Raw genomic sequence first — 13,974 nt, 5'->3', positions numbered from 1 at the left:
TCGCGCCCAAACACGCATCCTGCCCCCACCAGCGGCGGGAACGCCAATCCGGCACCCCCGCGGGTCACACGAAAAGCGCCCGAACCCCGTGGTGGTGACGTTCTGTCGACGCCGTGGAAACAGCACGGAGCCGAAAAGCCACCCTAAAGGCGGGTTTACGGCTCCGCGAATCGCGACGCGCCGTCAGCGACCGCTCGGCGCCGTCCCGGCACCCGCGGCCTTCGCCGCGTTCCGGACGGCTCCTGCGACCGCGCCCGCGACCTTGTCGTTGAAGACCGAGGGGATGATGTAGTTCGGGTTGAGCTCGTCCTCGGTGACCACGTCGGCGAGGGCGGAGGCCGCCGCCAGCATCATCTCCGTGTTGACGGTACGGGACTGGGCGTCGAGCAGACCGCGGAAGACGCCCGGGAAGACCAGCACGTTGTTGATCTGGTTCGGGAAGTCCGAGCGGCCGGTGGCGACGACGGCGGCGGTCTGCCGGGCGGCGGCCGGGTCGACCTCCGGGTCGGGGTTCGCGAGCGCGAACACGATGGCGCCCTCCGCCATGGCGGCGACGTCCTCCGCGCCGAGCAGGTTCGGGGCCGAGACGCCGATGAACACGTCCGCGCCCACGACGGCCTGCTTGAGGGTGCCGGTGACGCCCTCGGGGTTGGTGTTGTCGGCGATCCAGCGCAGCGGCGTGCCGGGCGCGGCGTCCACCAGGTCCTCGCGGCCCGCGTGCACGACGCCGTGGATGTCGGCGACGACGGCGTGCTTCACACCCGCCGCGATCAGCAGCTTGAGGATGGCCGTACCGGCCGCGCCGGCACCGGACATGACGACCCGTACGTCGCCGATGCCCTTGCCGACCACGCGCAGCGCGTTGGTGAGGGCGGCGAGGACGACGATGGCGGTGCCGTGCTGGTCGTCGTGGAAGACGGGGATGTCGAGGGCCTCGCGCAGCCGGGCCTCGATCTCGAAGCAGCGGGGCGCGGAGATGTCCTCCAGGTTGATGCCCGCGAAGCCGGGGGCGATCGCCTTGACGATCGCGACGATCTCGTCGGTGTCCTGGGTGTCCAGGCAGAGCGGCCAGGCGTCGATGTCGGCGAAGCGCTTGAACAGGGCCGCCTTGCCCTCCATGACCGGCATCGCGGCCATCGGGCCGATGTTGCCGAGGCCGAGGACGGCGGAGCCGTCGGTGACGACCGCGACGGTGTTGCGCTTGATGGTGAGGCGGCGGGCGTCCTCGGGGTTCTCGGCGATCGCCATGCACACGCGGGCGACGCCCGGGGTGTAGATCATGGAGAGGTCGTCACGGTTGCGGATGGGGTGCTTCGACGCCATCTCGATCTTGCCGCCGAGGTGCATCAGGAACGTGCGGTCGGAGACCTTGCCGAGGACGACGCCCTCGATGGTCTTCAGCTGCTGGACGATCTCGTCGGCGTGCGCCGTGGAGGTCGCGGCGATGGTGACGTCGATGCGGAGCTTCTCGTGGCCGGAGGCGGTCACGTCGAGGCCGGTGACGGATCCGCCGTGGGACTCCACCGCCGTGGTGAGCTGGGAGACCGCGGTTCCGCTCGCGGGAACCTCCAGCCGGACCGTCATCGAGTACGAGACGCTGGGCGCCGTTGCCATGGCCGAGTTCCTCTGCTTTCCCTAGCTTCGCTGCTACGCCGGCCCGGCTGGTCGCCCGGCGGCGCCCTCCGATCGTCGCACCTACCCGCCGGTAGCAGGTAATGCGGTCATTTCGTTTTCGGAAAGTAGTTTCCACCATACGAGAAGCGCTGGAGAAACAGAAGAGGCCCTTGTCACCGGAGGTGACAAGGGCCTCTTCTTCGTATGTACGTCTAAGTGGCACCGACCCGCCATGCTCGCCTCGCGGCAAGTGGTCCCTCTGAGGGACGAAGGTTGGGCCCGGGGGCTTGGATCGAGCCGGTGCCACGACAAGGCTAACAAACCACCCTGCCTGGTGATTCCAGCGCCACAGGTTGACCTGAAATCGGCGCCCGTGCGGGGCCGGACCGGCCCCGCGGACCCGCCCGGCTCAGTCCCGCAGCAGGTCCGGGACCCCCGCCTCGTCCGGCATGTCCCGGTCGCCCGCGAGCACCGTGAGGGCCTGCGTGGACCGGGTCAGGGCCACGTAGAGCACCCGCAGGCCGGCCGGGGACTCGTCCGCGATCTCGGCCGGGGACACGACGACGGTGGCGTCGTACTCAAGGCCCTTCGCCTCCAGGGACCCGAGGGCCACCACCCGGTCGCCGAGCCCGGCGAGCCAGCCCGCGGCCTCCTCCCGCCGGTTCATGGCGACGACGACACCGACGGTTCCGTCCACCTCGTGGAGCAGCCGTTCCGCTTCCAAACGTACGGTTTCGGCCAGCTCCGCCTTCTCCGCCACGGGGACGAAGCGGGGCTCGACGCCCGTCGAGCGGACCGCGCGCGGCGACTCCTTGCCCGGCATGGCGAGGGCCAGGACCTTGGCGGCCAGCTCGGCGATCTCCGCCGGGTTCCGGTAGTTCACGGTGAGCTCGAAGCGGCGCCGCGGCCGGGTGCCGAGGGCCTCGTCGCGGGCCTCGGCGGCCTCGTCCGGGTCCGACCAGGAGGACTGCGCCGGGTCGCCGACGACCGTCCAGGTGGCGTGCCGGCCGCGCCGCCCGACCATCCGCCACTGCATGGGCGTCAGGTCCTGGGCCTCGTCGACGATCACGTGCGCGTACTCGGTGCGCTCCGCCGCGAGCCGCTCGGCCCGCTCCCGCTGGCTCTCCTCCCGTACGGGCATGAGCTCCTCCAGGCCCGTGAGCTGGTCCAGCGGGTCGTACTCCCGCTTCCGCTTGGGCCGGGCCGGGGCGCCGAGCAGGGTGTTCAGCTCGTCGAGGAGGGCCACGTCGTGGACGGACAGCTCCCGGCGGCGCAGCGAGCGCGCGAGCCGCCGCACCTCGCCCGGGTTGAGGATCCGGCGGGCCCAGCGGCCGAGCCGCCGCTCGTCGGCCATGGCGTCGAGGACCTGACGGGGGGTGAGTTCGGGCCACCAGGCGTCGAGGAAGGACAGGAAGGAGTCCTCGGTCGAGACGTCCTCGTCGAAGGAGGACCGCAGCTCGGCGGCGAGCTCGGGGTCGCTGTGCCGGCCGGCGGCGCCGGACTTGGCGTACAGCGCGTCGAGGAGGAGCCGGCGGGCACGGGGCCGGAGCAGGTTGACGGGGGCGGTGCCGCCGAGGACGTTGTGCCGGATGCGGCGCAGCTCGTCGGCCTCCAGCTCGAGGCGCCGCCCGAAGGCGACGACACGGAGCCGGGTGGGGGTCCCGGTGGAGACGGGCTCCTCCTCCCCCAGCTCGGGCCGGGCCTTGGGGGCGGGGGTCTCCAGGGCGCCCCGGGCGGCCTTCCGCAGCACGTGGACCATGCGGGAGGAGCCCTTGACGCGGGCGACGGCCGGCTCGTCGTAGGCGGTGGCCTCGGCGCCGTCGACGAGCGAGCCGACGGCGCGGATCGCGACCTGGCCCTCCTCGCCGAGGGAGGGCAGGACGCCCTCGGTGTACGAGACGAGGAGCGGGGTCGGGGAGACGATCAGGATGCCGCCCGCGTAGCGCCGCCGGTCCTGGTAGAGCAGGTAGGCGGCCCGGTGCAGCGCGACGGCGGTCTTGCCGGTCCCCGGCCCGCCCTCGACGTAGGTCACGGAGGCGGCGGGCGCCCGGATGACCAGGTCCTGCTCGGCCTGGATGCTGGAGACGATGTCCCGCATGGTGTGGCTGCGGGCCTGTCCGAGGGCGGCCATCAGGGCGCCGTCGCCGATCACGGGCAGCTCGCGCCCGTCGAGGGTGGCGCGCAGCTCGGGGCGCATGAGGTCGTCCTCCACGCCGAGGACCTTGCGGCCCTTGGAGCGGATGACACGGCGGCGCACGACGCGGCCCGGGTCGACGGGGGTGGACCGGTAGAAGGGCGCGGCGGCGGGCGCGCGCCAGTCGATGACGAGCGGGGCGTAGTCGGAGTCGAGCACGCCGATCCGCCCGATGTGCAGGGTCTCGCCGATGTCGGCGGTGTTGTCGGGACGTACGGCGTCCTCGGCGGGCTCGACGGACGTGTAGGCCCCGTCGGGGCCCTTCTTCCCGTCCTTGCCGTACAGCAGGTCGATCCGGCCGAAGAGGAAGTCCTCGAACTCGTTGTTGAGCCGGTTGAGGTGGATGCCGGCCCGGAAGACCTGGGCGTCCCGCTCGGCGAGGGCGCCGGGCGTGCCGACCTGGCCCCGCTGGGCGGCGTCGTTCATCAGGAACTCCGCCTCGTGGATCTTCTCCTCCAGCCGGCGGTAGACCTGGTCCAGATGTTCCTGCTCGACACCGATCTCACGGTCTCTGACCGTGTCCACGGCTTCCTGCGCGGCCACCTAAGGCCCCCTTCTCACGTGCACTGGGCAGCCGTCGAGCGTACGCCACGAGGGGGCACCGTGTCAGGCGCGGGGCCCGTACGAGGGGCGGCGGGCTCAGTCGTCGTACTTCTGCTCCGCCCGTGGATCCACCGCCAGCCGGTAGCCCCGCTTCACCACCGTCTGGATCAGCTTCGGGGTGCCGAGGGAGGTGCGGAGGCGGGCCATCGCGGTTTCGACGGCGTGTTCGTCGCGGCCCGCGCCGGGGAGGGCGCGGAGGAGGTCGGCGCGGGAGACGACCCAGCCGGGGCGGCGGGCGAGGAGGCCGAGGAGGGCCATCCCCGCGGGCGGGACGGGCCGGAGGGAGCCGTCGACGAGGACGGCGTGGCCGCGGACCTCGACGCGGTGGCCGGCGACGGGCAGGACCCGCGAGCGGGCGGGCAGTTCCTTGCAGAGGAGCTGGACGAGCGGGCCGAGCCGGAAGCGCTCCGGCTGGTACGTGTCGATGCCCTCCGCCTGGAGCGGCAGCGCCGTCACGGGCCCCACGCACACCGCGAGCACGTCGTGCCGGAGCGCGGCGACGAGTCCGTCCCGTACGCCCCGCTCCCCCGCCCGGGAGAGGAGGGAGGCCGCGGCCGGCGCGCTGGTGAAGGTCACCGCGTCGAGCCCGCGCGCGAGGACCGCGTCGAGGAGCCGGTCGAGGGGCCCGAGGTCCTCGGGCGGCATCCAGCGGTAGACGGGGACGCCGACGACCTCCGCGCCGCCCGCCGTCAGGGCCTCCACGAAGCCGGGCAGGGGCTCCCCGTGCAGCTGGAGCGCGATGCGGCGCCCCGCCACGCCCTCCGCGAGGAGCCGGTCGAGGACCTCGGCCATGGACTCCGAGGAGGGCGACCAGGATTCGGTGAGCCCGGCGGCCCGTACGGCTCCCTTGACCTTCGGGCCCCGGGCGAGGAGCTCGACGCGGCGCAGCACGTCGAGGAGCTCCTCCCCGTACCCCCATCCCTCCGCGGCCTCGATCCAGCCCCGGAAGCCGATCGCCGTGGTGGCGACGACGACGTCCGGGGCGTGGCCGATGAGTTCCTTGGTGGCGGCGAGGAGTTCGGTGTCGTCGGCGAGGGGCACGATCCGCAGGGCGGGGCCGTGGACGACGGCCCCGCCGCGCCGGCGCAGCAGCGCGTTCAGCTCGTCGGCGCGCCGTGCCGCGGTGACGCCGACGGTGAAGCCGGCGAGGGGGCCGTGTTCTTGCTCGTCCAGGGGCTCGTCCATGGGGCCCGAGCCTGACGGGGACGCGTGACGGTCCGGGTTCGTCCGTATTTCCTGGTCGTTACGGTCCGCGCCGGGCCTCGGGGAGGGCACGGGGGGTCACACCCGCGCGGCGGCGGGCCGGGGCTCCCGCTCGGTGACCGCCGCCGCGGTCTCGGGGACGGCGGCCGGGCGCCGAAGGTATACCGCCCAGGTGACGGCCATGCAGGCCGCGTAGAAGGCGAGGAAGGCGACGAAGGCGGCGGTGCCGGTGCCGGCGGTCTGGAAGGACTGGCGGAAGGCGAGGTTGATGCCGAGGCCGCCGAGCGCGCCGACGGCGCCGATGAGGCCCATGGAGGCCCCGGAGAGCCGCCGTCCGTAGGCTTCGGCGGCCTCGCCCGCGAGGCCCTCGCGGTGTCCCTGGGCGAGGAAGATCGCCGGGATCATCTTGTACGTGGAGCCGTTGCCGAGCCCCGTCAGGACGAAGAGGCCGATGAAGCCGACGAGGAAGACGGCGAGGGACGCGATGGCGGAGGCGTAGACGACCACGCCGGTCGCGGCGGCCATCGCGGCGAAGGTCCACAGGGTGATGCGGGCGCCGCCGTGCCGGTCGGCGAGGGTGCCGCCGACGGGCCGGACGAGGGAGCCGAGGAGCGGGCCGATGAAGGTGAGCGAGGCGGCCTGGAGCGGGGTGCGGCCGAACTGGGTCTGGAGGACGAGGCCGAAGGCGAAGCTGTAGCCGATGAAGGAGCCGAAGGTGCCGATGTACAGGAAGGCCATGATCCAGGTGTGCCGGGCCCGTACGGCCTCCTTCGCGGCCCCGGTGTCGTTCTTCACGGGGGCGAGGTTGTCCATGAAGAGCGCGGCGCAGACGGCGGCGACGACGATCAGGGGCAGGTAGACGCCGAGCACGATCCTCGGGTGCGTCGCGCCGGCGGTGCCGATGACGAGGAGGCCGACGAGCTGGACGACGGGGACGCCGATGTTGCCGCCGCCCGCGTTGAGGCCGAGCGCCCAGCCCTTCTTCCGGAGCGGGAAGAAGGCGTTGATGTTGGTCATGGAGGAGGCGAAGTTGCCGCCGCCGACGCCGGTGAGCGCGGCGACGAGGACGAAGGTGGTGTACGAGGTGCCGGGCTCCATCACCGCGAAGGCGAGGCCGGTGGGCGCCAGGAGCAGCAGGGCGCTGAGGACCGTCCAGTTGCGGCCGCCGAAGCGGGCGACGGCGAAGGTGTACGGGACGCGGATCAGCGCGCCGGTGAGGGTGGCGGTGGCGATCAGGAAGAACTTGCCGGCGGGGTCGACCCCGTACTGGGGGCCCATGAAGAGGACCATGACGGACCACAGGCTCCAGACGGAGAAGCCGATGTGCTCGGAGAGCACGGAGAAGGCGAGGTTCCGCCGGGCGATCCGTTCCCCCCTCTCGCGCCAGAAGGTCTCGTCCTCCGGTTCCCAGCGTTCGATCCAGCGGCCACCCATCTCGCACCTCCACGGAGTCGGATCCCTGATGCGACCGACGCTAGGAAGGGCGCGTTTCAGGCCGGTGCCGTGAGGTGACGGTGACGGAACCTTGCTCTCACCCGGAGCGCGCGGGCCCTGTGAGCGCCCCTGGGCGTGCGGGCCTATGCGGGCAGGCCGGGCTCCCCCTGTGCGGGCCGCCTACGCGGGCAGGCCGGGCTCCTCCTCGGGGAGCCAGGAGCCGGGCGGGCGTTCCAGCCAGCCTTCCCGGGCGCCCAGCTCCGTCGCCGCCCGGCGCAGGGCGTCCAGGCCGGGGTGGCGGAGTCCCTTGCGCCACACCAGGCTCACCGGCGAGAGGGGGACGGGGTCGACGAGCGGCCGGGTGACGCAGTCCGGCATGGGCGGGAAGCCGACGACGGCGAGGACCGGGTGGCGGTGCTTGGCCATGAGCCGGCGGAACTCCTGGCGGCCGACCGCGAGCGGCGCGGGCGGCGCGATCTCGATGCCCCGGCCGGCGAAGAGGCGGGCGGCGAGGTCGGTCCACTCGGGTGTGCGGTCGTTCCCGGCCCCGGCGTAGATCCGCTCGCCGGCGAGCCGGGCGAGCGGCACCTCGGGCAGGGCGGCGAGCGGGTGGTCCTCGGGGAGGACGACGGCCATCGGCTCGTACCGGACGAACTGGGAGTCGAGCCGGGCCCTGAGCCGGGCGTCGAGTCCTCCGTACCGGCCGAAGGAGGTGTCGATCCGACCGGCGAGGATCTCCCGTACGGCGCCGGTGAGTCCGCTCTCGTAGCGGGCCATCAGCTCCTGTTCCGGGGCGAGTTCGCGGGCCCGGCGGAGGACGCGCTCGTGGACGAGGTCGGGGCTGTTGAGGTCGACGAGGAGCGGCCGGGGCACGGCGCGGAAGGCCTCGTCCAGCTCGTCGTGGGCGGCCAGCACCCGGCGGGCGTACGGGAGGAGGCGTTCGCCGTCGGGGGTGAGGGCGACCTGCCGGGTGGTCCGCACGAAGAGCTCGGCGCCCAACTCGCGCTCCAGGCGCCGGATGTCTCGGCTGAGGGCCTGCTGGGCGAGGTAGAGGCGGGCGGCGGCACGGGTGAAGTGCAGCTCTTCGGCGACGGCGGTGAAGGCGCGCAGCAGACGCGGGTCGACGGACATCGTCGCAGTCAACAACACAGACGCGTGAATCACCACCGCGTAGGTGTTGGACCGGCGGGATCGTGCCGACCGACCCTTGGTCCATGCCGCAACCGGACCTCACCCTCACCCCGGCGGGCCCGGCCCTCGCCCCCCGCTACCGAGCCCCCCGTCACCACGACCGGGGCCCCCGCGCCCTCCCCGCCAACCCCTACCTCCGCCTCTTCGCCCTCCCCGGCACCCGCGCCTTCACCGCCGGGAACCTGATCGCCCGACTGCCCATGGGGATGTTCGGCGTGAGCGCCGTGATCATGATCTCGGCGGCGTACGGCTCGTACGCCCTGGCCGGCGCGGTCACCGCCACCGGTCTCGCCGTCGGCTCCGTCACCGGCCCGCTGATCGCCCGGCTCGTCGACCGGTACGGGCAGGCCGGGGTCGCGGTCCCGGCCACCGCCTACGCGGTCCTCGGCAGTCTGGTCCTGGTGCTCTGCGTCCACGCGAAGGCCCCGGTCTGGGCGCTCTTCCTCACCGCCGCCCTCACCGCCACCACCCCGAACACGGGCGGGATGTCCCGGGCCCGCTGGGCGCACCTCCTCCGGGACGACCCGGACGCGCTGCACACCGCGAACGCCTTCGAGCAGGCCGCCGACGAACTCTGCTACGTGCTCGGCCCGGTGCTGGCCGCCGTCCTCTGCTCGGCGCTCTTCCCCGAGGCGGGCACGCTCGCCGCCGGGGCGCTCTTCCTCGGCGGTGTCCTGCTCTTCGCCGCCCAGCGCTCCACCGAACCGCCGGTCGCCCCCCGCACCGCCTCGGGCTCCCCGCTGCGGGCCCCCGGCATGGCGCCGCTCCTCGCGGTCTTCCTCGCCACGGGGGCCGTCTTCGGCTCGATGGAGGTGGTGACCCTGGCGTACGTGGACGGGCCCGTCGCGGGGCCGGTCCTCGCCCTCCAGGCGGCGGGCTCCTGCGCGGCGGGCCTGCTCTACGGCCGCGCCCGCCGCGCCGCCCGCCTGCGCACCTGCCTGGCCGCGATGACCGTCCTGATGGCGATGCCCCTGCTGGCGGCCTCGACGGGCTTCCTGCCCGCCCTGGCCGCCGGCCTCCTGGTGGCGGGCATGGCGACGGCGCCGACGATGGTGACGGGCATGGGCCTGGTCCAGCGCCTCACCCCGCCCGCCCAGCTCAACGAGGGCATGAGCCTCGCCGTGACCGCCCTCCTGGCGGGCATCGCGACCGGCTCGGCGACGGGCGGCTGGGCCGCCGACCACGCCCCCTTCGCCTCCTTCGGGTTCCTGATCCCGGTGACGGCGGCGGCGACGGCCTTCGCCCTGTGCACGGCGACCGGGGTGGGCCGCCGCACACCGGTCGGGTCCTAGCCCTGCCGCAGCGGCGCCATCGGCACCTGCACCCCGTACGCGGTCGCGCCGGCCCCGGCGCCGCCCTCGCAGCCGTCGGGCTCCTGGGTGCCGAGGCCGCGCGTGGACGGCTTCTCGGCGGCCCAGAACATGTAGCCGAGGAGCCCCGGGGTGGTCCCGGCCCCGTGGGGCGCCGCGCCGCGCACCCAGTCCCCGGTCGCCTTCTGGAGCGAGTTCGCGAAGTCGACGCACTCGGGCAGCGGGCTGCGCCCGTACGCCAGGTACAGCCCGGCGGTGAGCTTGGCGGGGGCGAGCGGGGCGACCGGCGGGGAGAACTGGGACTTGCCGTCGAGGTGCTCCTGCCAGTTCGCGATGTGCGAGCTCGCCGAGGCGGGCCGGGCGGGCACCATCGCGTTGGCGTAGTCGAGCACGGGGGTGTCGGTGCGCAGCCAGTCGGCCGTGGCCTTGCGGTTGAGGTCGATGAGCCAGCGGTCACCGGCGGCGGTGTCGATGGTGAGCCGCGCGGCCGGCCGCGTGCCGGAGGCGTCGTAGGGGTGGACGGACCGGTAGGCGTCGATGAAGGCCTGGAGCCCGGTGAGGTTCGGGCCGGTGTTCTGCTCGTAGTCGATCTCGATGCCGACCCCGAGGTCGGCGGCGACGGCGGCCGCGTTCAGCCCCAGCTGCGTGGCGTTCTCGGCGAGGGCCGCGTCCCAGGCGTCGGTGTACGTGATCCCGCCGATCGACAGCATCACGCGGATCCCGCGCGAGGTGAAGTACTGGACGATCTCGCGGCTCATGCCGACGGGGACGCCGTTCGCCGTGGTGGCGTCGGTGGTGCGGTGCAGCAGCTCGAGCGGGTCGACGAAGCTGAGGACGACCAGGTTGACGGAGGGCCGTCCGTCGCCGCGGTCGACCAGCCAGTGGTTCTTGGCGTCGAACTCGGCGACGTCGCGGACGGTGGACCAGGTGCAGTAGTCGTCCCCGCAGTGCCAGGCGCCGTAGACCTGCACGGGCGCGGGCGCGGCGGCTCCGGCGGGCAGGGTGGCGGGGACGAGGAGGGCGAGGAGCATGAGCAGGACCGCGAGGGGTCTGTGACGCATACGTACCTCCGGGGATGCCGTGGCGTGGGGGGCGGCGACCCGCAGAGTGTCAGGTCCAGACCAAGCCCACAAGGGGGCCGACGGCACGGCAGGCATGACGAAGGCCCGGCAGTCGCTCGCGCGACCACCGGGCCTTCGCCCACATGGGATGAGTGGAGATGGCGGGAATCGAACCCGCGTCCAACGGTGCGGAATCAGGGCTTCTCCGTGTGCAGTCTGGTACGAGTTTCTCAGCCCTCCGGATCACCCAGACAAGTCCGGAACGGGCTCAGCCACTGTTTGATTTCCCCCCAACCCCCGTGACCGGGGCTGGAGGTTTAGATCCCTAAATGACGCCAGGATCCGGGTCGGGACCACCCCCGGGCTGACGCTCCTCACAGAGGCTTCTTGTCGTTACCTAAAATTAGGCAGCGAGGGCGAAGCGGGAGTTATCGCTCTTGGTGTTGGCGATTATTGGTTGCGACATATGGTTTACGAGATCATTGCCGCTTCCTCGACACGCTTCCCACTGCTTCGACATCCGCTGTCGAAACCGATCATCCCCATGTTGTTTTTTCAAAGGACGCACCCTCTCGGGGTGCTGGTTCCCATCGTACGTGACCGACGGGGGCCGTCGCCAGCACATTAACCGCCGCTACGCGACCTGGGCCGCCCGCTGCCGCCGCTTGGCCGCCGCGATCGCCCGGTTCGTCTCGCGCGTGTCCTGCTTCTCCCGCAGGGTCTGCCGCTTGTCGTACTCCTTCTTGCCCTTGGCGAGCGCGATCTCGCACTTCACCCGGCCGTTCAGGAAGTACAGCGAGAGGGGCACGATCGTGTGACCCGTCTCCTGCGACTTCGACTCCAGCTTGTCGATCTCGGCCCGGTGCAGCAGCAGCTTCCGCTTCCGCTTCGCGTGGTGGTTGGTCCAGCTGCCCTGCATGTACTCGGGCACGTGGATGTTGTGCAGCCACGCCTCGTGGCCGTCGATCTGGACGAAGCCGTCGACCAGCGAGGCCCGGCCCATGCGCAGCGACTTCACCTCGGTGCCCATGAGCACCACACCGCACTCGTAGGTGTCGATGATGTGGTAGTCGTGCCGCGCCTTCTTGTTCTGCGCGATGAGCTTGCGCTCAGGCGCCTTGTCCGATGCCTTCTTCGCAGGCTTGCCCTGCACGTTCACGAGTCCCTTTGCCATAGTGCGGCCATTTTCGCACTACGAGCCCCCTCCGAGGCCACTCAATACCGTTCTCGCCCGCTCCTCGGCCCCGTCCCCCGCCGCCAGGTCCGGCATGATGCCGCGGCCGTCGACGGCGTGCCCCGCGGGGGTGCGGTAGTGGCCGACGGTCAGCTCGGCGACGGAACCGTCGGGCAGGGCGCTCGGCATCTGCACCGACCCCTTGCCGAAGGTCCGCGAACCGACGGTGACCGCCCGGCCCCGGTCCTGGAGGGCGCCCGTGAGCAGCTCGGCCGCGCTCATCGTGCCCCCGTCGATCAGCGCCACCAGCGGCCTGCCGGTGTCGCCGCCGCCCTCCGCGTACACGGCCCGCTGCTCGCCGTCCACGTCGTACGTGGCGACCAGCCCGCCGTCGAGGAAGGCGGAGGCGGCGACGGCGGCCTCCTCGACCAGGCCGCCGGAGTTGCCGCGCAGGTCCAGGAGGACCCCGGCGCCGGCCGGCGCGGCCCGTACCGCGTCACGCACGCGCGTGCCCGCGCCCTTCGTGAAGGCGGCGACCCTGATCAGCACGGCCCCGTCGTCGAGGCGGCGCACGGTCACCGGGTCCGTCGCCAGCCGGGCCCTGCGCAGCCTCTGCGTCCAGACGGCCCGGCCGCGCCCGACGCGCAGCTCCACGGCCGAGCCGGGCACGCCGTCGCCCCTCAGCAGCGAGACCACCTCGGAGACGGAGAGCCCCTCGACCGACCGCCCGTCGACGGACACCAGCCGGTCACCGGCCCTCAGCCCGGCCCGCTCGGCGGGCCCCCCGGGCCGCACCCGCGTCACCCGCACCCCGCCCTCCCCGGACCGCCCCGCGGAGAGACCGACCCCGGTATAGGCACCGTCGAGGGCCTGCTCGAACTCGGCGTACTCCTTCTTGTCGTACACCGCCCCCCAGCGGTCCCCGCTGCGGCTGACGAACTCCTCCGCCGCCTGCTTCCCCGACTTCCCGTCCGCCATGGCCGCCGCGGCCGCCCGGCTCAGCGCCGCACCGTCCACCGTCGCCCCGCCCGGCGCACGCACCGGAGCCCGCCGCTCCGCCCCCGCCGACTCCTGCCGCGGCAGCGCCCCGGTGGCCGCCGCGGTGGCGAGCACCCCCGTGAAGACCAACGTCAGAACGGCCCCACGGAGCACTCCGCGGGGCCGGATACAGAAGGGTGCGGGCCCGGCCGGCATGGCGCCCACTCTAGGACAAGCGAAAGGCGCCGCACGGGCTTTGCCCGAACGACGCCATCCGCCATCAGAGGTGTCTTGTCAAACCTTCAGGTACTTGCGCAGCGCGATGAAAGCGGCCACGGCGGGCATGAGGAGCCCGATGGCGATCACCAGCGGCAGCTTGGCGAGGACGGCGTCCCAGCCGATGAAGTTGACCAGCTGCATCTTGTCGGCGAGCGCGATGCCGTGGTCGATCAGGAAGTACCGGCCGACGAGCAGCAGCACGCAGGCGACGCCGCCGCCGAGGAGACCGGCGAAGGCGGCCTCCATGATGAACGGCATCTGGATGTAGAAACTGGACGCGCCGACGAGCCGCATGATGCCGGTCTCGCGGCGGCGGCTGAAGGCAGAGACGCGGACGGTGTTGACGATCAGCATCAGCGCGATGATCAGCATCAGGCCCATGACGCCGAGCGCGGCGATGTTCATGCCGTTCATCAGGTCGAAGAGGTTCTGCAGGATGTTCCGCTGGTCCTGGACCGACTCGACGCCGTCACGGCCGGCGAAGGCCGTGGCGACGACCTTGTACTTCTCCGGGTCCTTGAGCTTGACCCGGAACGACTCCTGCATCTGGTCCGGCGTCACCACGGAGGCGATGGCGGTGTCGCCGTACTGCTCCTTGTAGTGCTTGAACGCCTGGTCGGCCGTCTCGTGCTGGACGGACTCGACGATGTCCATCTTCTTCAGATCGGCCTCGATCTGCTCCTTCTGCTGGCCGGTGACGGCGCCCTTGGAGCACTTGCCCGCCGAGGCCGCGTCCGCCTTGTTGCAGAGGAAGATGGAGACGTTGACCTTGTCGTACCAGTAGTCCTTCATCGTGCTGACCTGCTCGCGCATGAGCAGCGCACCGCCGAAGAGGGCGAGCGAGAGGGCCACGGAGACGATGACGGCGAAGGTCATCGTCAGGTTGCGACGGAGACCGACGCCGATCTCCGAGAGCACGAACTGAGCGCGCAT

The 13,974-nt window shown here is 72.4% G+C and carries 10 protein-coding genes and 1 other RNA gene; 1 reads left to right on the top strand and 10 read right to left on the bottom strand.

Annotation, left to right across the window (positions count from 1 at the left end; genetic code table 11):
* Nucleotides 1–183: 183 nt before the first annotated feature.
* From ACFYUS_RS09870 to ACFYUS_RS09850, 5 genes are all read right to left on the bottom strand, one after another.
* Nucleotides 184–1,614 carry an NAD-dependent malic enzyme gene (locus ACFYUS_RS09870; RefSeq protein ID WP_388847897.1) on the bottom strand — a complete coding sequence of 477 codons (1,431 nt, stop codon included), beginning with the start codon at nt 1,612–1,614 and terminating at the stop codon, nt 184–186.
* Nucleotides 1,615–2,023: 409 nt separating this feature from the next.
* The gene (locus ACFYUS_RS09865; RefSeq protein ID WP_388847894.1) at nt 2,024–4,351 is read right to left on the bottom strand and encodes a HelD family protein; all 2,328 of its coding nucleotides are present in this window, start codon (nt 4,349–4,351) and stop codon (nt 2,024–2,026) included.
* A 96-nt stretch (nt 4,352–4,447) separates the two neighbouring features.
* A complete protein-coding gene (locus ACFYUS_RS09860) occupies nt 4,448–5,596 on the bottom strand; it encodes a uroporphyrinogen-III synthase (protein ID WP_388847891.1) in 1,149 nt (382 codons plus the stop codon).
* Between the two features lie 96 nt (nt 5,597–5,692).
* On the bottom strand, nt 5,693–7,048 hold the full coding sequence (locus ACFYUS_RS09855; RefSeq protein WP_388847888.1) for a nitrate/nitrite transporter: 1,356 nt from the start codon (nt 7,046–7,048) through the stop codon (nt 5,693–5,695).
* Between the two features lie 180 nt (nt 7,049–7,228).
* A complete protein-coding gene (locus ACFYUS_RS09850; RefSeq protein ID WP_388847885.1) occupies nt 7,229–8,179 on the bottom strand; it encodes a LysR family transcriptional regulator in 951 nt (316 codons plus the stop codon).
* Nucleotides 8,180–8,262: 83 nt separating this feature from the next.
* On the opposite strand from ACFYUS_RS09850, the gene ACFYUS_RS09845 reads away from it, so the two are divergent.
* Nucleotides 8,263–9,531: an MFS transporter gene (locus ACFYUS_RS09845; RefSeq protein ID WP_388847882.1), complete on the top strand. Its 1,269-nt coding sequence runs from the start codon at nt 8,263–8,265 to the stop codon at nt 9,529–9,531.
* Here the strand turns inward: ACFYUS_RS09845 and ACFYUS_RS09840 are convergent.
* From ACFYUS_RS09840 to ftsX, 5 genes are all read right to left on the bottom strand, one after another.
* Entirely contained in the window at nt 9,528–10,610 is a 1,083-nt protein-coding gene (locus ACFYUS_RS09840; protein ID WP_388847879.1) for a hypothetical protein, read from the bottom strand. The two genes, ACFYUS_RS09845 and ACFYUS_RS09840, sit on opposite strands and share 4 nt — an antisense overlap.
* Nucleotides 10,611–10,760: 150 nt before the next feature.
* Nucleotides 10,761–11,154: a transfer-messenger RNA gene (ssrA, locus tag ACFYUS_RS09835) on the bottom strand.
* A gap of 90 nt (nt 11,155–11,244) precedes the next feature.
* Nucleotides 11,245–11,784, bottom strand: a complete 540-nt coding sequence (smpB, locus tag ACFYUS_RS09830) for an SsrA-binding protein SmpB (protein ID WP_388847876.1) — start codon at nt 11,782–11,784, stop codon at nt 11,245–11,247.
* 18 nt (nt 11,785–11,802) lie between these two features.
* Nucleotides 11,803–12,978, bottom strand: coding sequence for a S41 family peptidase (locus tag ACFYUS_RS09825; RefSeq protein ID WP_388847873.1), 1,176 nt, complete (start codon nt 12,976–12,978; stop codon nt 11,803–11,805).
* A 78-nt stretch (nt 12,979–13,056) separates the two neighbouring features.
* Nucleotides 13,057–13,974: a permease-like cell division protein FtsX gene (ftsX, locus tag ACFYUS_RS09820; protein WP_388847870.1), complete on the bottom strand. Its 918-nt coding sequence runs from the start codon at nt 13,972–13,974 to the stop codon at nt 13,057–13,059.

The sequence above is a fragment of the Streptomyces sp. NPDC004284 genome (assembly GCF_042874035.1).
Taxonomy (GTDB): Bacteria; Actinomycetota; Actinomycetes; order Streptomycetales; family Streptomycetaceae; genus Streptomyces.
Note: the sequence above shows the minus strand (reverse complement) of the source record. Positions and strands in the feature narration are given on the sequence as shown.

Excerpts from the sequence above, each read along its gene's own strand:
- ACFYUS_RS09870 (WP_388847897.1), bottom strand. The coding sequence starts at position 1,614 with ATGGCAACGGCGCCCAGCGTCTCGTACTCGATGACGGTCCGGCTGGAG.
- ACFYUS_RS09860 (WP_388847891.1), bottom strand. The coding sequence starts at position 5,596 with ATGGACGAGCCCCTGGACGAGCAAGAACACGGCCCCCTCGCCGGCTTC.
- ACFYUS_RS09855 (WP_388847888.1), bottom strand. The coding sequence starts at position 7,048 with ATGGGTGGCCGCTGGATCGAACGCTGGGAACCGGAGGACGAGACCTTC.
- ACFYUS_RS09850 (WP_388847885.1), bottom strand. The coding sequence starts at position 8,179 with ATGTCCGTCGACCCGCGTCTGCTGCGCGCCTTCACCGCCGTCGCCGAA.
- ACFYUS_RS09845 (WP_388847882.1), top strand. The coding sequence starts at position 8,263 with ATGCCGCAACCGGACCTCACCCTCACCCCGGCGGGCCCGGCCCTCGCC.
- ACFYUS_RS09840 (WP_388847879.1), bottom strand. The coding sequence starts at position 10,610 with ATGCGTCACAGACCCCTCGCGGTCCTGCTCATGCTCCTCGCCCTCCTC.
- smpB (WP_388847876.1), bottom strand. The coding sequence starts at position 11,784 with ATGGCAAAGGGACTCGTGAACGTGCAGGGCAAGCCTGCGAAGAAGGCA.
- ACFYUS_RS09825 (WP_388847873.1), bottom strand. The coding sequence starts at position 12,978 with ATGCCGGCCGGGCCCGCACCCTTCTGTATCCGGCCCCGCGGAGTGCTC.
- ftsX (WP_388847870.1), bottom strand. The coding sequence starts at position 13,974 with ATGCGCGCTCAGTTCGTGCTCTCGGAGATCGGCGTCGGTCTCCGTCGC.